This is a genomic window from Providencia sp. 2024EL-00732, assembly GCF_044006275.1.
Classification (GTDB): domain Bacteria; phylum Pseudomonadota; class Gammaproteobacteria; order Enterobacterales; family Enterobacteriaceae; genus Providencia; species Providencia huashanensis.
Genome location: NZ_JBIPDG010000001.1, coordinates 1 through 21,348, shown reverse-complemented (window position 1 = coordinate 21,348; position 21,348 = coordinate 1). Strand labels below are relative to the sequence as shown.

Below are 21,348 nucleotides of genomic sequence, written 5' to 3'. Positions count from 1 at the left end.
AGTAAAAAATTAACATAGGGTAATTATCAATGATAATTAACTATAAAAAACATACCCAATTCTTAGGGTATGTTTTTAAATTAGGAAGGAATGACTATTTTTGTTAATTATCAAACAGGTAATTCATCTTGTAAGAAAGGGTTGGTTTTGCGTTCAAAACCTAAATTAGACATTGGCCCATGCCCCGGTATAAACTGGTAATCGTCACCTAAAGGCAGTACTTTAGTTTTAATTGATGAGATTAAATCTTGGTGATTACCACGAGGGAAGTCACTGCGACCTACCCCACCCTTAAATAACACATCACCCATTGAAATTAGCTTATCATTGTGATTCACAAAAATAATATGACCGGGTGTATGCCCTGGGCAATGCAACACATCAAATAAAATGCCACCACAAGTGACTGTATCCCCTTCTTCTAGCCAATAGTCAGGCGTAAAATCAGGACATTCCCCTATATAAAACATGGCATTTTGCTCAGCAAGATTTTCAATCCAAAACGCGTCTTCTTTTTGTGGCCCATAAATAGGCACAGAGAAATGTTTGGAAAGTATCGCTGAAGCACCGATATGGTCAGAATGACCGTGGGTAAGCAGAATTTTAGTTAACTTTAGCCCTCGACTTTCAATGGCAGAAATAATTTTTTCTGCCTCACCGCCGGGGTCAACCACAACCGCTTCTAACGTATTTTCATCCCAAATAACCTGACAGTTTTGCATAAATGGTGTTACTGGGATAATAGTATATTTCATCGGGCAATTACTCCGTAATCTGTGTCACCTATGCACAGATTACCACGTTCTTGCTGGCCCTGTATCAATATGTATAAAATTGCTTCTAGGATAATAGCCAACACCACCCGCTTTCATTTTCAGCGCGGCTTTACGAATGTTACTTAACTGTAAACCTTCGATATGGAAATCCATCGCTTGCCCGCGAGTATGGTAACTTTTCTTCGCGACTCCCGAACTTTTACTACGCAATTTATTATTCGTTTCTAAAGAGCGATAACCCGAAATAAGTTGAACTGGTTTGTTAGTTCCCATCATCATTTGTAATAAATAAATTTGGTCAAATAATTTAGGATCAATGGTTTTGACTTTATCGCAGCGGTAATCACGGAAAAAATGATTTAAACGTGCAAGTTCAGATTTGTTATAACGTTGACCGTCAAAAAATTCTGTTTTTAAAGACTCCCCCGTATTAATATTTTGAAAGCGTAAAATACGTGGGCGTGGGGTGGTCATTGCAGCAAATACATGGCTTGGTAATAAACTAAGGCCGACTGTAGCAGCCCCAATTCCCAGCCATTTTCTGCGGGATTGGTCAATAATATCCATAGGTGATAGCTCAGACTCTAATAATTTCAGTAATAATCGATAAAATTTTGACAACCTATTGAGTCTAGCAAAACATTCTTAATTTTAATGTATATTTATGTAAAGATATGCATACTTTAAGGGAATTTGGTTGCTATATTCGTCAAAAATAGCGCTTTGTCACTAAATTCACATGTAATAAGCGAATTACTACGCTTACTTTGCTGCCTTGGCTGATATGAATCGCGATCAGCTCTCTATTATTTACTGCATGATAATAATTAAATGCCTAAAAGCAACGGACCTAATAAGAAATTATGGGAGTTAAACAGAAATACTCGCAAAAAAGGGGGAAATCCCCCTTTCATATTTAAGCTAACATGATGATTAATGCAAAATCTTTTTCAACATTGGCAAATAGTTATCTGCATTATTAATGCTGTTATCATATTGATATATATCCGCTCGATATTGTGGTTGCTGGTCTTTATCAACCCAAGCGGTTTGATAATAAAGAAATACTGGGATCCTATCCGGTATATTCACATAACGGGTCGAACCTTCCTTAAGTGCACCATCAATGCGCTTCCTTTCCCAGCCCGCATCACCTAATAAAATACTTGCAAGCTCACTAGCTTTATTAACTCGTACACACCCAGAACTTATTGCGCGTGCGTTGCGATTAAATAGACTATGATTCGGTGTATCATGCAAATAAATTGCATCAGAACTTGGCATGTTAAATTTATAGCGCCCTAATGAATTAGTAGGGCCAGGAGCTTGACGAATTCGATAAGGGAAATTGGCAGGCGTAATATTTTCCCAATCAATGGCATACGGGTCGATTTCATAGGAATCTGCACCCCACCCCGAATAAACAGTATACCCTTTACGGCTAAAATAACTTGGATCTTGCTTTCCTCTCGGGGCAATATCTTTACGTGCCATGCTAGTCGGCACACTCCAAGGAGGGTTAATCACCACATTATTCAGTGCACTGCTCATGATCGGTGTTTTTCGATCAGCACGTCCAACAATCACTTTTGAGTCTAAAATAACCTCATCATTCAAATAAAAATCTAAGGAATAGCCTGGTATATTGACTAAAATCCCAGTTCCTTGACTTGCTGGAATAATACGCAAACGCTGAATATTTAATGCCATTAACCCTGCTTTTTGTTTTGGCTTCATATTCAGCCAAACACGCGTACCTTTACCGACAACACCATCCGCTTCTAAGCCATACTGTAATTGGAATTTTTTTACCGCATCAACAAGGTCTTGGCTATACACCTTTGATGCCTTACTTATTGGTGTCTCAGCTGTTTTTGCTGGTTCACTGGTTTGTTCAACCGCTTGCTCAGCAACTTGCGCCATCGTTTCAGGGGCTTCAACTTCGCTGCTCTCCATTACTGTTTCACCTTCCAGTAACCCTTCACGTTGCAGAATTTGGCGCAAAATAACCACGTCATCATTTGATTGACCTGGTTTTAATGTTTTAGTCCCCACGATTTCCAAGTCATCTTCAGGCATCGCCAATAACTTCAGCATTTCTTTGCGCATTGGCAAATACATTGGGTGGTTAGGGGCTTGCGATTTCACCCAATCACTTAAGCGATTACCTGCAATTGCATCTAACCATGGTTTCATTTGTGCAGAAGTCGGGGCAATAATTTTATAGGGGCGGCTACTATATAACCAATATTGCCCACTGCCTTCAACCGAAGATAAATAGTGTAAATACCCCAACATTGCATCGGACAAAATAACGTCACGACCAAGTTCATTTAATTGGTTATTTTCCAGTATCGCGAGCCACTCAGCAAATTGAGGTTGTACCCCCGCGAGTGCTAATTCGGCCAACTGTTGTTGGAATTGACTAATTGCTGTTTCATCTTGCCACAATAGCTGCATTTGCCGCTCAGCATATAATTTAGCTAATTGTGAAGCAAAAACAGGTTTCACCCCCGAAGGAAGCGAGACTGTTATTTTAGCCAAACTTTCTGCTGGTGTAACTGCCGCGGTAGCTTGTACTTCCTCGACACTTTGCTGCATATTTTCTTCATTTGAAAACGCAGGTATGTGTAATGCCATTAACCCACATATTACTGAGACTTGCAGAGCTTTCACACTTCTCTTTGCCATACATCCACCTTAAGTTACAACATGGATAACAATAGTTTTTATTATTAACGATTTTATTATAGTAAATTCTGGATACTCAAAGTATTCACACATTATACATGGTTAACAGTGCAGCATATCAACTTAAGCATCATTAAGTCAGTATGAACAATATAGGCAGGAATGTTATAGGAAAAAACTAATTCTGTGTTTATTTCTTCTGATTATCAATAAACGTAAGGTAACGATATAAACGGCTAAAACAAATAAAAACCAAGTGTGTTACCGCTTTTTATGCCCCATTTGAATATTTATTCAATTAAAGAATAAAAGGCAAAAAAACATAACATATGCTTTTTTGCCTTAAGTTAGATTAAAAGTGTAACCATTAGGGATTAACTAATGATTCCTATTACCATTCAAAGTTAACAGCGGCATTATAAGTCACGCCTTTAAAGTCATCAGTATTTGTTGCTACACCCGCTTTTACTGCCACACTTTCATCAATACGATAACCTGAACCTAGTGCAAGAGCTGTATTAGATTCATAACCACCTAACGCCATAGATAGGTTAAAGTACCCAACATTATAAGGTTGGAATAACCCTGATAAAGCAGCTTGCGAAGCCAACCCACGCTTTAATTCGTTATCTAATGAATCAACACGCTTATCTAACGATGTGACTCTGCTATCTAGCTGATTTAATCTGTTATCAACATTTTTATTGATCTGAGATTGGCGGTTATTAACAGCTATTTGGCTATTGTTGAAAGCCATTTGGTTTTTATTAAAAACAGTTTGTTTATTATTGGTTAATTTTTGGTCACTATTAACTTTAGCTTGGTTTTGGTTAATAACATCTTGCTTATCATTAACGACTTTTTGATTTTCATTTACTAATTTTTGGTTGCTATTAACTTTAGCTTGATTTTGGTTAATAACGTCTTGTTTATCATTAACGACTTTTTGATTTTCATTTACTACTTTTTGTTCTTTATTAATATTAGCTTGCTCAACGTTAGTTATTGCTTGCTTAGAATTAATATCAGCTTGGATTTGATTCAAAACACCCTGATTTTGGTTAATTTGAATCTGACCATTATTATATTTTGCTTGTTCCGCTTTATGAGCTTGCAAATCTGCATTAACGTTATTTACATTGTTAGCAAGAATATTTTGATTTTCTGCTGTTAGTGCTGTACTTGCATGTCCATTATCGCTGCCAATATTGTTATTCCAACCGGCCCAGCTAACATCCGCAACAGATACGTTGCTCATCATGGTTGCAGAAACCATAACGGCTAATAAGGTTAATTTATTCATTTTTTGTATTCCAAATTTATTGATTGGCATTAATTGGCCATCAGAATACAAGCTAACACCATTACAGAGTATTTCATTTTACATCATTTTTTATATCTAATTAATATACACAGCAAGGTATACTCTTAATTATCTCTTTCCCATCCAACTTTCTTTTATACAAAATCATTAATAATTAATGCGCTTAAAGAGTAAAAATAAAATGAACTGGCTAACCTTGACACTCAGGTTACACTTTCATGTTATTTAACATTAAGAAAAACCAAAACAAACAAATTAATCAATTAAAACACTAATTCAGAGTTTTTTTAATGCTCCATCAGTATAGATGAGAAATAAATAGTTAAAAAATTTTTCAATCCGTTGTAAAACTGCCAAATACCCCTATATAGAAACAGTTAATTATCCTTATCCATATTAGTTATTATATCTATATAACTATAAGTGTTTTTCATACAAAGTTTTACCTAAATTAAATTCATTATGAGGGTTAGTTATACTTCATTAATTTTTGTTACATTCTATATGCGTTAATCGTTAAAATAGACTTTCCCTAAGCAGTTTCTCTCGCTATCACTATTAAGCACCCCATTAAAACACTGTGCTTTTATGTTTAAAACACAGATATCCCTTCTTCTAACTGAAGGGACATCAAATACAAAAAAGCCGATACTTATTACTAAGTATCGGCTTTAAATGCATTTAAGTTATCTATTACTACAAGGCCTGTTCTTGAACACTAACATTGTCTTGGCCAAAACCTTTTAAGCCAACCACATGCACATGCTCATGATTGCCTATCACCTTACGAACCAGCTTATAAGTTGTCCCTTTCTCAGGGCTTATATTCTCTGGTGCTGCAATTATTAACTGCATTTCTAACCTATCACACAATTCGAATAGGGTTGCTATCGATTTAGCATCTAATCGAGCGGCTTCATCTAAGAATAATAGACGACAAGGAATAATATCTTTTGCACGTAAACGACGGGATTCTTCTTCCCAGCTTTGTACCACCATCACCAGAATTGACATCCCTGTACCAATAGCTTCACCCGTTGATAGCGCACCACTCTCTGCTTTCAGCCAGCCATCTGAGCCACGGTTAACCTCAACATCTAGCTCTAAATAATTACGATAATCGAGTAATTCCTCACCAATGGTTTGCGGTAAACGCTGGCCAACATCCACTTGTGGGTTAAGGCGTTGATACAGTTTTGCCATCGCTTCAGAGAATGTCAGGCGCTGGCTAGTAAATAAGTCTTGATGCATTTCACTTTCTTCAGACAGGACACTGAGTAACAGCGCATGGCTTTCACGAATATTTACATTAAGACGAACGCCTTTCACTTGGCCAAACGCAACAGCTTGTAACCCTTGGTTTAACATGCGGATACGATTTTGTTCGCGTTGGATTGTTTTGCGAATAATATTCGCCACACTTTTCGAGCTAATCGCTAATTTTTGTTCACGAGCGGTTAATTCTTCCGTTAAACGACCCAACTCAATTTCCATTTGCTCAATCGCATCAATCGGGTCATCTGTACGAATAATATCTTGGCGAATTCGTTCGCGTAAGTGTTGATACACTGCAATAAAGAACTTAATTTTGCGTTCTGGGTATTTTGGATCTTCAGATAAACGTAGCACATCACGTAAATGTTCGTTATCTGCCACCGCAAGGCGTAGCGCCCCTAATGCTTTATCCGACATAGAGCGTAAACTGTCACCATCAGTATAAGCAAGTTCACGGCGGTGCAAACGGCGCTCAACACCATTGTCTTTCACCAAACGCATTACAGCACACCAACCTGCTTTCGCAGAAACCACTTGTTCACGTAATAGATAATAATCTTTTTCTAACTTACGTAGGCGTTTTTGTAAGTTATCCATTTCAGCTTCACATAAGGTTAGCTGTTTTTCTAACTGATTAATACGGCTACGGTTCTCCATCACTCGTTGGTGTAATTCATCACGACGAATGCGTGCACGCTCTTGTGCGTCAGGGTCAGCTTTTACACCAATCTCCTGCATTTCGGCTTCTAGCTCTTTCAGCATTTCTTGCTTAGTTTCAAAAGAGCTACGTAACGAAGCCAATACTTGATGGTATTGCGCACTCTGCGATTGCTGCTGACGTAGTTGCTCACGGGCTCGAGCTCGCTCGGTTTCTGCCTGTTCCAAACGCTGGCGCAATTTTTCATTCAAATCACTATTTTCACTAACCATCCCCGTAGAGTCACTGTAACTAAAGTGAGCCCGACGTTGAACCACTTCAACCAATGCAAAAGCCTGCTGTTTTGCATTCTGTTGAGTGTGCTTCGCGAGTTCGTAATCTTTGCGTAGCTGGTCATGTTGCTCAGGGTCACTGAGTAATACCGTTACAATCGGCTCTAATTTTTCTAATGTACTTCCATGTTTATTGAGGAAATGCGCCGCTTCTTCAGCTTCTGATAGTTCCTCATTGATTTCTTCAACCCTATCCACCAGCGTTTCATCAAGTAACAAGCCCATCTGCGGTAACAAACGGTTAAGTGCCGTTAAACTTTCTTTTCCTTGAGCAAATTGTTGGCGCTGTTGTTGGGTTTGTTCTTCAAATTGCGCTAAAGCTCTTTCTAGTTCTGTTCGTTTTTGATTAAGTGTACGGATTTCAGCTTCTGGGTCTGCCTCGAAAGCGACAGAAATGTGCTGACCGATAAAACGACTGAATGCTTGATGTGAACGTTGAATTTTTTGTACATCAAATGACAATGTCGCATAGCGTTCGGCGAGCTCATCACGCTCAGCTGATAATGACTCTAAATGGCTTTCACGCGCTGCTCGCCCAAATAAAGGAAGCTCAGGATAACGCGAATAACGCCACTGCCGCTCAGAAGAGCGAACTAATACGGCTTGTTCAAATTCTTGGGCATCAAAAACGCTATCATCAAAGGAAGAAGGGTCCCCTTCGATAAAATACACATCATCAGGGCAGTCTTGTAAAGTTTCTAACTGGCTACGAACAACTGATAAATCCTGTACGACAATACCATGACGAGCAGGACCATATAATGCTGAGAAATAAGCCGCATCTTCAATAGTAATGTCATCATAAATTTCAGACAGTAATACCCCGTTGAAACGTTCCGCCAATGCAAGCATCCGGCTATCTTCTGCACCACTTGGCTGACTTAAACGCTCTATTTGTTTCTCAAGGTCGCGCCGCTGCGCTGCAATCTCATCGCGCTCAACCGTGATTTCCCTTTCTTGTTCAAGCAACTGCTGCATAAATTCAGTTACAGCAGTACTCGATGCAAAAACTTCACCTGATTGTTCATTCAATTGAGTTAATGCTTCTTGAGCAATGATCCATGCAGGTGCTTTAGAAGATAACTGTTGGATACGCTGGCGAATTTGTTCCAATTCTTGGCGCATTTGCATGCGCCTTTCGCCACTTTCGTTTACACCAACACTTAATTCTTCTTGTTGCGCTTCTAACTCAGCCATTAACGCATCAAGTTCATCAGGCTCATAGCTTTGACCGTGGCGTTTACAAAACTCTGCCAACATACGCTCTGCATTCTGCTGGCTATTTAGGCGTTGTTGTAATTCAGAGAGTTGCATGCGTAACGGTTGTACACGTTCAGCTAAATGCTGTTGTGATGACCAATCCCGTAATAGAGCACGTGCTTGTTGGTATGCATCACTGCGACTTACCTCACCTACCATATTTTTAACTAATTGATAGGCTTGCTCAAATTGGCTATGTGCTGCATCAGCAACACTCATTTTTTGTTCAAGGGCCAATAACGACTCTGTCGCTTGCTGTTCCCGAGCCTCAAATGTATCTAACCATTCATCTGCATTATCAATTGATAATTCAGGAAGCTGACACAAATCACGAGCTCGAGTTAATGCATGTAACGCTTGTTGGTATTGGATAGCACGAGTTTGCTGTACATCTAATGCTTGTTGGTAGTCCGCTAATTGGTTTTTTAGCTCATCAACCTCTATCTCAGCGGCTTGGGCACGAGCTTCATATTCGTCTTGTGTTTCTGTTGCTTCTGCAACAACTTCGCTTTGCTCTTCAAGGCGATAAGTCAGCTCTTCAATATCAGCTTGATAACGGTCTATTTTTTCTTGCTGACGTAGCGCTGCTTGCACTAAATTCAAATGGTCATTGGCCGCTTGGTAATCAGCTTCCAATTCTGTTGAAGCGCTATTTTGCTCATTTAGTTCGCGTGCCATTTCTACACTACGAACTTGCTCTATACGCAGTTGTTTACGACTAGCGAATAACTCATTACGTGCAGCTAAAGCGGCATCTAAATGGATACGCCTTTCATTGGAATGACGCATATAATCCGCTGATACATAATCCGTTGCTTGGCTAATTAAATGTTTAAACAAGTCGCGGTCAGATTGTGTAACGCGAATGGCTTCCAACGTTAAGCGGTTTTCACGCAATGCAGCTTCCATATCTTGGAAGGCTTTACGAACGCCACCATTTTCAGGCAATAAGTAATCACGCAATGAACGCGTAATCGCGCTGGAAATCCCACCGTATAATGACGCTTCAATAAGCCGATAATATTTGCTTCGATCACTCGCTGAGCGTAAACGTTTTGGCAAGACACCTAATTCAAATAGAACCGAATGGTAATCTGTAATTGAGTTAAATTGCTTGAACAAAATCCCTTCTTGCTCTTCAAGGCGTTCTTTTAACTCATTCAGTGGGATCACTTTGGCTTGGCGACCATCAATCACTTCTGTCAATATTTCAGTCGGAACCGTTGCCAATGGAATGCCTTGCACCATGAAAGGCTTAATATCAACTTTTTTATCACGCCCAGCAACTTGCTGTAAGCGCACACCCACCATGACGCGCTGATGTTTAGAGTTTAAAACATCTAAAATGGCATAGCAGACTCCAGGACGTAATTTCCCATGTAACCCTTTGTCCCGTGACCCTGAGGTAGCACCGGCTTCGGTGGTATTACGGAAGTGGAGTAAGGTTAAATCTGGGATCATGGCAGTAATAAAAGCAGCCATCGTTGTCGATTTACCCGCACCATTACCACCAGATAAAGTGGTGACTAACTCGTCAAGGTCAAAAGTACGAGCAAAAAAACCGTTCCAATTCACCAGCGTCAGTGAGCGAAATTTTCCGCGTTCAATCATTATTCTTCATCCTCATCACTTTCTGCCGGTTCTTGACTATCTTCGACATTCTCTTCTTCACTGTCTTTTAGTGAGAGTTCACCTTCGAGAGAGATAGCTTCGCCATCACGGATCATACGTAACTGAGCGTCTTGCGGGTTATCACCACTGCGTACATCTGCACCGAAACGGAACACAGATTCACTAATAATAAATTTACTCGGGTCATTTTGCAGAAAATGCACCATCCCTAAACGACGTAGACGGTTTAATGATGTTCTTAATTTTTCCTGCAATTTTTGTTTATCAAGGTCAGAACCCGTGGAACGCTGATTAACAAATTTAAGCAGTTTATTTTCATCCGCTAAAGAGAGTAATTCTTCAAAAAGCTCTTGAGAGGTAAAGATACCTTGATTACTTAAACGCTCAGGGCTGAGGTAGAGATAACACAGAATTTTGCCAACCATCATATCCAATTCAGATAGGACTGAGCGTGGGATCAACGTGGTCGAACGCGGGCGTAAATAGAAAAACCCTTCAGGTGCACGAATTAGCTCAACATTATACCGTGAGTAAAATTGCTCCAATGCTTCCTGAAAATCCATCAAAAATGCGTGGTTATCAAGGTCATCAATACTAATATGCCGACCTGAACGCAATTGGCTGTCTAGCTCTGGGAAAATAGGGTTAGCTAATGCTTGAGCCAGTTTTACTGGCATAAATTGTTCAATATTTGTCGATGACATGTGCCTGTACCTTGGCTCCGTAATCATTAATAGCTTGCCATTCTGCCGGTAACCCCGCCAAATCAGCCTCTGCAATGCCTAGTCTTACCGCCTGATCAATAATAATTCGAGCGACATCAAAATGACGTTTTTGTGGATATTGCTGCAAGTACCCCTGCAATACACGACCAACGTCTAATGGACGCTGTTCTGTTTTATAGATGGCAAGTTCCACTTCCATTAACTCGGCTAGTTTATCATTGAGCTCACTAAACTCTTCAAATTCAAGCTCTGGAGGCAATTCACCCGTTACCTCTTCATCATGTAATGTGAGCTCTTCATCTCGCATATCGAATAACCGGTCTGCGTTGGTATAAGTAAGAGCCCAAGGGCTATCGAGATAATGTTGAACGGACTGACGTAACCGTTGTGAAAAGATCCTGTTTTTATCCATATCTATCGCTGTACGGATAAATTTATGGACGTGACGGTCATAGCCTATCCATAAATCGATAGATTGCTGCCCCCAACTGACGATACGGTCTAATTTATTTTGTAAGTCAAAAACCAGTCTATCCACCATTTCAGAAAAAGCAGGTGCATTCATATTCGCTTCTTGAATACGCAATAAATTGGCTTGTAGTTTATCCCCTGCGGCTTCTAACGTGTCTTGCAGCTCACGCAAAGTACCGGATGTTTCTGATAATAATTGCTCACAGTTTGCGATGGCCGCCTGCCAATCTTGGTTTAACAAGGCAGCAATATCTTCTTTAACGGTATTTTGCTGCTCATCCATGATACGTTGGGATAAATCGATGCTATCAAAAATTTCAGCGACTGAATATTTTAATGGAGCAAAAACATAACGATGCCAATAAAATTCATCACCGCCTTCTTCTGCTGCTTCAGCCGCTCTTTGCAGCTCACTGGCAACTATCGAAAGCTGCATGGAAAGTCTTAATGTGGAAAATTCTCGCTGGCGTATATAATAATCGCTGATGCCAATCCCCAATGGGGTCAGACGATAAATGGCATTGCCTTCAACAATATCACTGGCGAAACGGTTAAATATCTTTTGGCGCACCATATCATTGATGGCATTATTTGCCCTCACCGCCAAAGATTCCGTTGTCTGTTCAAAACCTTTGCAAACTTCACGAAAGGCGTCAACCAGTTCCCCTTCACTCATTTCGCCATTCACTCTTTCACTGTTTAATACTGCCACCGCCAGCAAAAATGCCAAACGCTCAGCAGGGAGTGAAATCGCAAAATCATTTTTTCGTGCCCAAGACACAAGTTCAGGGACGGTCTGGGAAAAATCACTCATAAATCGTCCTTTTGTATTTGTTTGCGTGCCATGACATGAATATAACGCCCCATACTAAGATAGGGTTCTTCACGACAATATTGTTGCTCTAACGCTAACAATGCAGGAAAATCTTTTTGCTGTAATTGCCTACTTTGCAGATAGTCATGGAAAACTCTGACGCCACTTTTAGCTAAGATGCCCATACCACACCCCCTTAACCACTCATCAACTTGCTGAGGAAATAAAGGTTTCTGTGGCGATAACGAGCGTTTACGACGCCGCTGAATATGCGGGGTTGCCAAATGAAAGTTCCCCAAAATCGCATTACGCATGACTAAGCCATTTGCATTATAGAACATGACAGAAAATACGCCTTCTGGTCTGATTATATCTGCCAGTTGTTCAATTGCATATTTTTGATCGCTAATCCATTCAAGAACAGCATGGAACAAAACAAGGTCAACGGGCTCATTAATATGTTGGGAAATATCTTGCACCGCGCAGTGAACAAAGCGAATGTTATCGCTAATCCCTTGTTCTTTTGCAAGCTCACTGGCTCGTTCCAACATTTCTTCGGATAAATCGCAAAGTATAACTTGATGGCCCATAGCAGCAAGTTTACGTGAAAAATGCCCTTCACCTCCACCTGCATCAAGTATTTTTAAGGTTTTCCCCTTAAATTGGCTATCTAATATATGCGTTAAATCTTGCCAAACCACCGCTTCACGTATTTTTCCTTTTGTCGTGCCGTAGATATTTTTTGCAAATTTATCGACAATATCATCAAAGTTGCGGTCTGCCATGTGCTATCCGGTTGCCTATCATTGTTCATTAACTAAGTTTTATGGGCCAATTAGTCGCAAAAACCGCCAATGTAGTCTATTTTCATCTTGAACTTAATGAAATTAAGCTAAATTGAGAATACTATCACTGAGTATTGTGCTTATCACACCAGATGTGGGCGACAATTGAAACATGAATTATAACAGATAATAGCGATATTTTTGCATTGTACTTTATTTTGCTCAGTGAATTTCATTTTGACATCATTGAAGGCGATTTTCGCTATTTTTATGTTGAAAAAGTGGTTATATGACGCTTTTTCAAGGGTAGTTCCACAACCAAAATTGATTGATAACCCTTAAGAATAGGCTTAGTTATGTTATTTTTTTTAAAAAAATATATTGGTTCCCTTTTGATGCCACTGCCATTATTGCTCATCATTGGGTTTATCGGGTTAATTTTACTCTGGTTCACTCGCTGGCAACGGTGCGGAAAAACATTTACTAGCCTGAGCTTAATACTCCTAGCAGTACTCGGATTACAGCCTGTTTCAGATAGCTTGCTCGCGCCTGTAGAAGGCCAATATAATAAGCGATATGAATTGATCACTGAAACACCACCGCAAAATATACAGTATATCGTGGTATTAGGAGGTGGGTTTACTTACAACCCAGATTGGAGCCCAAGCTCTAACTTATTGAATAACAGCCTACCAAGAGTAACTGAAGGCGTCCGATTATATTTAAAACACCCAGGCAGTAAGCTTATCTTTACTGGAGGGAAAGCGAGCAGCACCATAAGCAGTGCAGAAGTTGCGGCACAAGTAGCTCAGTCTTTAGGTGTACCCGCACAAGATACAATCCCTCTTACAGAGCCTAAAGATACCCAAGAAGAAGCCTTTGAGGTTGAGAAAATTATTGGGAAATCGCCTTTCTTATTAGTCACTTCAGCCAACCATTTGCCTCGGGCGATAACCATGTTTACAGACAGAGGCATGCAACCATTCCCTGCTCCCGCAAATCAACTTGTTATTACTAGCGGCATTAACCCATGGGAGAAATACATCCCTTCAGCATATTACTTCGGTCACAGTGAACGAGCGTGGTATGAATTTCTTGGGACGATTTGGTGGCACCTAAAGCCTGATAATACACAATCAATAGACTCCTCGTTGCCAACTCCAGAAGCAACCGTCGCCGAATGAAAACAAAAAGGTGTAACCTATACAGATTGCACCTTTTGTTGAATACCAAGAGAACAAACAAGATGCTACCTCTTGGGCTTACTGAATAATATTTTAATTACAATAGAAATTGCTTTCTGACAGCATCAAGATCTGCTTGGGTATCAACACCCGCCCCTGGTGTTGTTTTAGCTACATCCACATGAATTTTCTCACCATACCAAAGCACCCGAAGCTGCTCAAGCATCTCGATTTTTTCTAATGGACTAGCTTCCCAACTAACATAACGGCGGATAAACCCAGCGCGATAGGCGTAAATACCAATATGACGTAAAAACGTGTCACCAATGACATCATGACTTTTAGCAAAACCGTCTCTGTCCCAAGGAATAGTTGCACGAGAAAAGTACAACGCATAGCCACCTTGATCAGTAACCACTTTCACTGCATTGGGGTTAAACGCCTCATGAGCATCACGAATAGGCACGGCCAGCGTACCCATTCCAGCTTGACTTCCCTTAAGATTATTTGCTACTTGGCTAATAATTTCAGGTGGAATTAAAGGCTCATCCCCTTGCACATTCACAATAATTTCATCATCAGAAAAGCCGTAAGTATCGATAACTTCTGCTAACCGCTCAGTGCCAGACTGGTGCTCGGGGTTGGTCATACAAGCCTCACCCCCAGCTTCAATCACAGCTTTAGCCACATCAGGATGATCTGTCGCCACAATGACTCGACTAGCCCCTGATTTAATCGCTTGTTCCATCACCCTAACGACCATTGGCTTGCCATGAATATCAGCTAAAGGTTTACCCGGCAAACGGGTCGATGCATAACGAGCAGGAATAATAACCGTAAACATGGCGATTATTTTCCTTCATCTAATGAGACTTGGCGTGCTTCATTTTCGAGTAATACAGGGATGCCATCACGAATTGGATAGGCTAAGTGATCAAACTTGCAGATAAGCTCGAGGTTTTCTTTGTTATAGCTTAATTTGCCATGACATATAGGGCAGGCAATGATTTCAAGTAAACGGTGATCCATGTTTTCTCCCGAATGGATTTTAACTCACTTGGAGTCAGGATATCACATGCAGATATCACCGTTAACTTTAATCTTTCTGAATAAGATCTCCTGCGTGAGATGAGAGGATAAAAGCAGGAGAATTTGTTCTGTTAATTGTTTAGTAATTACTTCTAGTAAGCAATAACGTCTGCTGCCGTTATGCCATCCGAATTACGAGTAACAGAGAACTCAACGTTTTGACCTTCAAATAATGATTTGATTTTTTTATTAGCGATTGATTTTGTTGTCACAAATACATCATCTCCACCATTGAATGGTGAAATAAAACCGTAACCTTCTTTTGCGTCAAACCATTTAACTCGACCCATATGTAATTGAAAATTCATATTAAAACTCCTTTTGTTCTGAGAACAATATTTTTTTTATCTTTGTATCATTACTCTTTCTTGCGTCCCATTTATAAATTGCCGATCTATTAATACATCAAAGAGTAAATACACTTTTACCAATTTATGCACATAAATAATTGTGCATTTACTATAACGCCCGTAAATATAGATTTCAGATATCACTCATCCACTGTGAAGTTAACAGCCTAATTTGACATTATGATGACAAAACTTAGAAGTAACGACCCAATAATGTAGATTGTGCGAGGATATGAAGACTAACTAAAGAACGCGGCGTGAAATTCAAGCTAGTATAAAATCCAATTATTAATGTATTGCATCTAGATACATAATAAGTAGATCTATATCACATTGGCGATATTATTATCATAGTGAAACGTTAGTGGCAAGTTTTTTTGTTATTTGTGATAAGTTTTTTTATTTCGCTTAAAATTTTATCTGCACCACGATGTTGGAGCTGAGCTTGAACAGGAAGGAACCACCAGTTAGGTTGAGCAAATTCGCGGCATTTTACTGCATCTTTCTCCGTCATTAATAAAGACTGATGGGGTTTAACTAAAGACATTAACTGTTGTTTTTCATACGATTGGTGATCGGCAAAAGCTTGGCTTCCCTCTAATACAACCCCTTTACCCTGTAAAGAATTAAAAAAACGTGTGGGGTGACCAATTCCTGCCATTGCCACTACCGACTCTAGCTCCGTAACGGGTTGTTTTTTTAAGCTCACAAGGTTAATTGCGCTATCCCCCTCTAGGGTCATTAGCACTTCATTTCCTTGGGGATTACCACCATTAACTATAGATGCATTAACAGTTTTTAAACGCCCAATTCTTTCACGCATAGGCCCAGCAGGAAGCCACCAGCCATTACCAAAACGACGTTGCCCATCAATAACGACTATCTCATAGTCACGTTGCAGTGCGTAGTGTTGTAGCCCGTCATCGGTGATGATGACATCTAATTCGTATGCCTGAAGCAGGGCTTTAACTGCATCGCTACGCTTAGGGGCTACAGCAACAGGCGCCTTTGTGCGATGAAATATCAATACAGGTTCATCCCCTGCAACTTGTGTGGTAGTCGCCTCATTAAGTACTAATGGGTAATTCTCTGACTTACCGCCATAGCCCCTAGAAACGACCCCCACCCGATAACCTGCATTAGTTAATGATTCAACTAACCAAATGACTACGGGCGTTTTACCATTTCCACCCGCAGTTAGGTTCCCAACTACGACCACCGGAACCGGTGCTTTCCATGAACGAAATAGCCCAACTTTATATGCCATATGCCGAATTACTGTTATCAGCCCATAAAGGAAAGATAACGGCAATAACAAAATATATAGCCAAGATTTGCCAGACCAAATACGCTCTATCATTGTTTAAATTGGATTCTATGTAATTGAGAATACGCGCCATCTTGCGCTAATAAAGATGCATGATTACCACGCTCAATAATCTTGCCATCTTGTACCACTAAGATTTCATCGGCGTTCTCTATCGTTGATAACCTATGAGCAATCACTAAAGATGTCCTATTCTTTTGTAGTTCATCAAGTGCAGCTTGAATTGCACGTTCAGACTCAGTATCTAAAGCAGAGGTTGCTTCATCAAGAATAAGGATTGGGGCATCACGTAACAATGCGCGAGCTATCGCTATCCGCTGGCGCTGACCACCTGAAAGCATGACCCCATTTTCACCGATAACCGTATCTAAGCCTTTATCAAGCTTGGCAATAAAGTCCATTGCGTAAGCCATCTCTGCTGCTTTTTCAATTTGCTCACGGCTGTAGTTGCCATCTGTTGCATAGGCAATATTATTGGCTATCGTATCGTTAAATAAGTAAACATGCTGTGAAACTAAAGCAACTTGGTTCCGTAACGAAGCTAAGGTGTATTCGCGAATGTCATGACCATCTATCTGGATCGTTCCTTCATCAATGTCATAAAAACGCGTAATTAAATTAGCAATTGTAGACTTACCTGAACCTGAACGCCCGACCAGAGCAACTGATTTCCCCGCAGGTAACGTAAATGAAATATCGTCTAACGCAGGATGCTCTTTGGTTTCATAGGTAAAAGTAACATGTTCAAATTTGATGTCACCTTTTACCTCTTTTAATACTTTCGTCCCATTATCTTTTTCTTGTTCAGTATCTAAGATAGCAAACAAGGTTTGGCAAGCAGCCATACCGCGCTGAAATTGAGAGTTAACATTAGTGAGGGATTTTAAAGGCCGCATTAATGCAAACATAGATGAAAATACAACGGCAATGGTACCTGATGTTAATTCATCGCGAATTTCGGGAAAGCTCGCAGCGTACAATACAAATGCCAATGCGAATGAAGCAATAAGTTGAACAATCGGGTCTGAAATTGCTGATGCGGTTACCATTTTCATATTTTGGCGACGCATGTTATTGCTTACCTTGTTAAAACGCTCAGTTTCAACTTTCTGCCCACCAAAAATTAAAACTTCTTTATGCCCTTTTAACATTTGCTCTGCGCTAGCAGTAACATGCCCCATCCCCGTTTGCATATTTTTACTGATTTTACGAAAACGTTTAGAGACAATGCGAATAGTCACAGAAACAACTGGGGCAATAACAATTAATATCAGAGATAGTTGCCAGCTGTAATAAAACATCATGGCAAACAACCCGATAATATAGGCGCTTTCACGTATAATAGTAATTAATGCACCTGAGGAAGAGGAAGCAACCTGCTCTGAGTCATAAGTAATTCTCGATAATAATGTCCCTGTTGACTGCTGGTCAAAAAAGCTAACAGGCATTCCCATCATATGACCAAACAATTTACGGCGCATATTCATAACGACTTTGCCCGCGACCCATGAAACACAATAGGTTGAAACAAAGCTAGAACTACCACGAACGACCATAAGACCTAACACCGCAAGCGGAAGCCATTTTAAAACATCGTTGTCGGCTTTATCGAAGCCTTCATCTAACAAGGGTTTTAACAAAGAAATCATAAACGCATCACCTGCGGCGTTAATGATAAGTGCTATTGCTGCTACAATTAAACCCGCTTTAAAAGGCGCAATAATTGGCCACAAGCGGCGAAAAGTTTGTTTTGTCGAAAGGTCTTTATCATTCATACTTTTAATTACCAGACTTAATGTAAGCGCACTATTCTACTCGGGAAATAGCGGCAAGCCAAACCACAGATGATACCAACGGGGTTGAATTTCATAGCGATAACGTAAAATTTTAATATTTTCTTTTTTAAACCATAAAGTTATCTGACCATTCTCTGCTGTGTTTAACCATTTAACGCCACTACTTTTATACCTAGAATAGACTTTTTGTGATGGAATTTTCCACGCACTGTACCTTGCAGAAGAAACTAATGCCAATGATGGTTTAACATTCCTTAACAATAAGGCGGTTGAGGATGTGCTACTTCCATGGTGAGGCGCAAATAAAATGTTAGAATGAAGTCTTGATTTATACATTTCAACAATTGATCTTTCACCTTGTTTTTCTAAATCTCCCGTCAATAAGATTTTATGGTACCCATCAGTTAATTGAATAACACAAGAATCATTGTTATGCGATATTTTTGATGATTTTTCAGGCCACAACACTTCAAATGTTAAAATCCCCCATTGCCACTTTTGCCCTTTGAAGCAAGGAAGATGCTGAATACGCTGTCTTTTCTTTAACTTATTATATTCATTAGAGTAATTACCAAAACTACTACGTATGCTTATCCACGGGTATTGCTGACTTAAATCTTTAACGCCCCCAGTATGATCCAGATGATTATGACTGAGAATAACAGTTAACGGTGTAATATTATGATGTTTAAGAAAGGGGATAACCTGCTTTTTTGCACTGCTGCTCCCTTTCCATATATTTCCTGTATCATATAAGAATGCTAGATTATTTTGTTCTATAACGACTGCTAAACCGTGGCCAATATCGAGTACAGTTAAGCTCCAATCCTTTTTTGGTGATTTACTATTCCCTCTTTCAGTTAGTATTAATATGAGGACACAGCCGCATAGCCCTAAGTAATTTTTGTACCACCGGTAAAGGATCACTAAAGCAATAAGCCAACAGCTTACCAAAGCATAATAAGGCACATGACGTAATTCAAACCAAAAGCGGCTGAAGAATGGAATTGGCTTCACCCCCCATTCAATTACCTGATCAATAGCAAGTAAAATAACATTTTGTATCTCAGGAATTGGTAGTAAAAATAAGACAAATATAGCAGGAACTACTAACCAAGAAATAATAGGAACAAACCAAAGATTTGCAAAAAAACTCATTAGATTAATGCCATTAAACATTATAAGTTGCATGGGAATAAGTAGAATAAGTAAACCTATCTGTAAATGAGTTAATATAATAATTTTCCCTATTACTTTTTGTTGCGCAAGATGAGGAGATAAAGGTAAAACACTGGACCAATAGAGTATGGCTAAAACCGCAAAGCTCGATAGCCAAAAACTATCTGATAAAATTGATAACGGGTCTAATACTAAGATACCTGCAATGCTCCATAACGCCCATTGCCAAGAAAAATAATGAGATGTTTTTTTTCGAATATAAACCCATAACAATAAAGCAAAAAATGCCCGAGTTGCAGGGATTGCAAAATCAGAAACCCAAGCATAAAGAACAGCCAAACATACCCCCGACAATATTGGGATACTTTCATTTAAAAATGATATAGGTAATAAATATTGAATCCCCCTTACAATCAAATAACCAAATAAATAGGCTAAACCTATATGTAAACCAGATATCGCAATTAAATGAGTTAACCCTGTATTCTGTAATAGTAGAGAATGCTGTGGGGTCAATAGCCCCCTTTCCCCAAACATAAGCGCATAAATAACACCTGCATTATTTAATGGTGATATTTGCTGTGAATAATAGTTAATAAGCTTTTGTCTAATAGAACATTGAGAGTCTAATATTTTTTGTTGCTGACTCTTCAGTAAACCAATTTGCCTTTTTGCTAATAGATAACGCTGTTGATTAAAACCCCCTTCATTTAAAGAACTATGTAAAGGCTTAAGCTTTCCTACAATTTGCCATGACTGCCCCGCGCATAATGGCGCCTTAGTCTTCCATAAAGCATATAATGGAGGAAAAATAATTTTAGAGTTTATTCTATCAATACGTACCTTATGCTTATATTCTTTTCCTGCTAACGGAATACTTATAACGGTAAGGTCAATTTTGTGGTTTTTCTCAGATAGAAAATACATTTTGTTTTTAATATCAATATAATGCCAGTTTCCCCAAATAAACGATATGATAACCAATGAGATAAACTTCCCCACCTTATTAGTCATATAAAAGATTAAAAATAAAGTAATGATAAAAATACAAGTAATTGTAACGTTTAAACTTATAAGTTCAGGAATAAATAATAAAGGTAATACCCCAGTAATTACCGCTAATGCTGCCAATGATAATGATAGTGATTTTTTATATTTACCTAGCCAATAATGAATAGTGTGATTAATAGCCCAGTTCTTCCCCCCTCCCTGTCCTTTCATATTTGGCTCCTTTTACCCATAATCTAGAGCCCAATCTAAAACTTAACTATTTATTCAATAAGTAGTTAAGATAGGTTTTGAGTCGCGCTTCGTAATAAGTTATTCAGGAAAAATACAGTATTCATTAAAGTGGGAAGCGCCTCGCAATTTATTTCAATACTTATCAATACTTGTCGTGTTTAAGCCTACATCTACATTTATAATCCCATCTAGACCGATTGATTTCTTTTTCCATTTTTCAATGAGCGAAAGCTATGAGGTCAAGTATTTGATTCCCAGTGTTAGGTGTTGGGTGTTGGGTGTTGGGTGTTGGGTGTTGGGTGTTGGGTGTTGAGACTGTAATTTAAATTGTGTATTTGCCTACTTTTGATATGTTAACTCCAACTAAAAAGTAGGCAGATTATGGACGAGAAAAAACTTAAAGCACTTGCGGCTGAGTTCGCAAAAGGAATTAAAACC

The 21,348-nt window shown here is 39.3% G+C and carries 15 protein-coding genes; 1 reads left to right on the top strand and 14 read right to left on the bottom strand.

Going from position 1 to position 21,348, the window contains the following annotated elements; genetic code table 11:
* Positions 1-110 precede the first annotated feature (110 nt).
* From ACHB7C_RS00075 to cmoM, 8 genes are all read right to left on the bottom strand, one after another.
* The gene (locus tag ACHB7C_RS00075) at positions 111-755 is read right to left on the bottom strand and encodes an MBL fold metallo-hydrolase (protein ID WP_395346075.1); all 645 of its coding nucleotides are present in this window, start codon (positions 753-755) and stop codon (positions 111-113) included.
* A 39-nt stretch (positions 756-794) separates the two neighbouring features.
* A complete protein-coding gene (locus tag ACHB7C_RS00070) occupies positions 795-1,343 on the bottom strand; it encodes a YcbK family protein (protein ID WP_042846461.1) in 549 nt (182 codons plus the stop codon).
* A 366-nt stretch (positions 1,344-1,709) separates the two neighbouring features.
* Positions 1,710-3,467, bottom strand: a complete 1,758-nt coding sequence (ldtD, locus tag ACHB7C_RS00065) for a L,D-transpeptidase (RefSeq protein WP_166685409.1) — start codon at positions 3,465-3,467, stop codon at positions 1,710-1,712.
* Positions 3,468-3,858: 391 nt separating this feature from the next.
* A complete protein-coding gene (locus tag ACHB7C_RS00060) occupies positions 3,859-4,770 on the bottom strand; it encodes a YadA C-terminal domain-containing protein (RefSeq protein WP_395346072.1) in 912 nt (303 codons plus the stop codon).
* Between the two features lie 717 nt (positions 4,771-5,487).
* On the bottom strand, positions 5,488-9,927 hold the full coding sequence (gene mukB, locus ACHB7C_RS00055; RefSeq protein WP_395346070.1) for a chromosome partition protein MukB: 4,440 nt from the start codon (positions 9,925-9,927) through the stop codon (positions 5,488-5,490).
* Positions 9,927-10,652 carry a chromosome partition protein MukE gene (gene mukE / locus ACHB7C_RS00050; RefSeq protein ID WP_042846466.1) on the bottom strand — a complete coding sequence of 242 codons (726 nt, stop codon included), beginning with the start codon at positions 10,650-10,652 and terminating at the stop codon, positions 9,927-9,929. The genes mukB and mukE overlap by 1 nt, the downstream gene beginning before the upstream one ends.
* Positions 10,633-11,958, bottom strand: a complete 1,326-nt coding sequence (mukF, locus tag ACHB7C_RS00045; protein ID WP_042846467.1) for a chromosome partition protein MukF — start codon at positions 11,956-11,958, stop codon at positions 10,633-10,635. The genes mukE and mukF overlap by 20 nt, the downstream gene beginning before the upstream one ends.
* A complete protein-coding gene (gene cmoM, locus ACHB7C_RS00040) occupies positions 11,955-12,743 on the bottom strand; it encodes a tRNA uridine 5-oxyacetic acid(34) methyltransferase CmoM (protein WP_048606597.1) in 789 nt (262 codons plus the stop codon). Before cmoM ends, mukF begins: the two co-directional genes overlap by 4 nt.
* 356 nt (positions 12,744-13,099) lie before the next feature.
* On the opposite strand from cmoM, the gene elyC reads away from it, so the two are divergent.
* Entirely contained in the window at positions 13,100-13,927 is an 828-nt protein-coding gene (elyC, locus tag ACHB7C_RS00035) for an envelope biogenesis factor ElyC (protein WP_042846469.1), read from the top strand.
* Positions 13,928-14,024: 97 nt separating this feature from the next.
* Here the strand turns inward: elyC and kdsB are convergent, their stop codons facing one another.
* From kdsB to ACHB7C_RS00005, 6 genes are all read right to left on the bottom strand, one after another.
* Positions 14,025-14,771 (bottom strand): 3-deoxy-manno-octulosonate cytidylyltransferase, encoded by a 747-nt coding sequence (kdsB, locus tag ACHB7C_RS00030; protein ID WP_042846470.1) that lies wholly within the window; start codon positions 14,769-14,771, stop codon positions 14,025-14,027.
* Positions 14,772-14,776: 5 nt separating this feature from the next.
* Positions 14,777-14,956 carry a Trm112 family protein gene (locus ACHB7C_RS00025; RefSeq protein ID WP_042846471.1) on the bottom strand — a complete coding sequence of 60 codons (180 nt, stop codon included), beginning with the start codon at positions 14,954-14,956 and terminating at the stop codon, positions 14,777-14,779.
* A 152-nt stretch (positions 14,957-15,108) separates the two neighbouring features.
* A complete protein-coding gene (locus ACHB7C_RS00020) occupies positions 15,109-15,324 on the bottom strand; it encodes a cold-shock protein (protein WP_004256206.1) in 216 nt (71 codons plus the stop codon).
* 403 nt (positions 15,325-15,727) lie between these two features.
* Entirely contained in the window at positions 15,728-16,726 is a 999-nt protein-coding gene (lpxK, locus tag ACHB7C_RS00015; protein ID WP_395346065.1) for a tetraacyldisaccharide 4'-kinase, read from the bottom strand.
* Positions 16,723-18,468, bottom strand: coding sequence for a lipid A ABC transporter ATP-binding protein/permease MsbA (gene msbA / locus ACHB7C_RS00010; RefSeq protein WP_042846473.1), 1,746 nt, complete (start codon positions 18,466-18,468; stop codon positions 16,723-16,725). The genes lpxK and msbA overlap by 4 nt, the downstream gene beginning before the upstream one ends.
* 36 nt (positions 18,469-18,504) lie before the next feature.
* Positions 18,505-20,889 (bottom strand): DNA internalization-related competence protein ComEC/Rec2, encoded by a 2,385-nt coding sequence (locus ACHB7C_RS00005; protein WP_395346062.1) that lies wholly within the window; start codon positions 20,887-20,889, stop codon positions 18,505-18,507.
* Positions 20,890-21,348 lie beyond the last annotated feature (459 nt).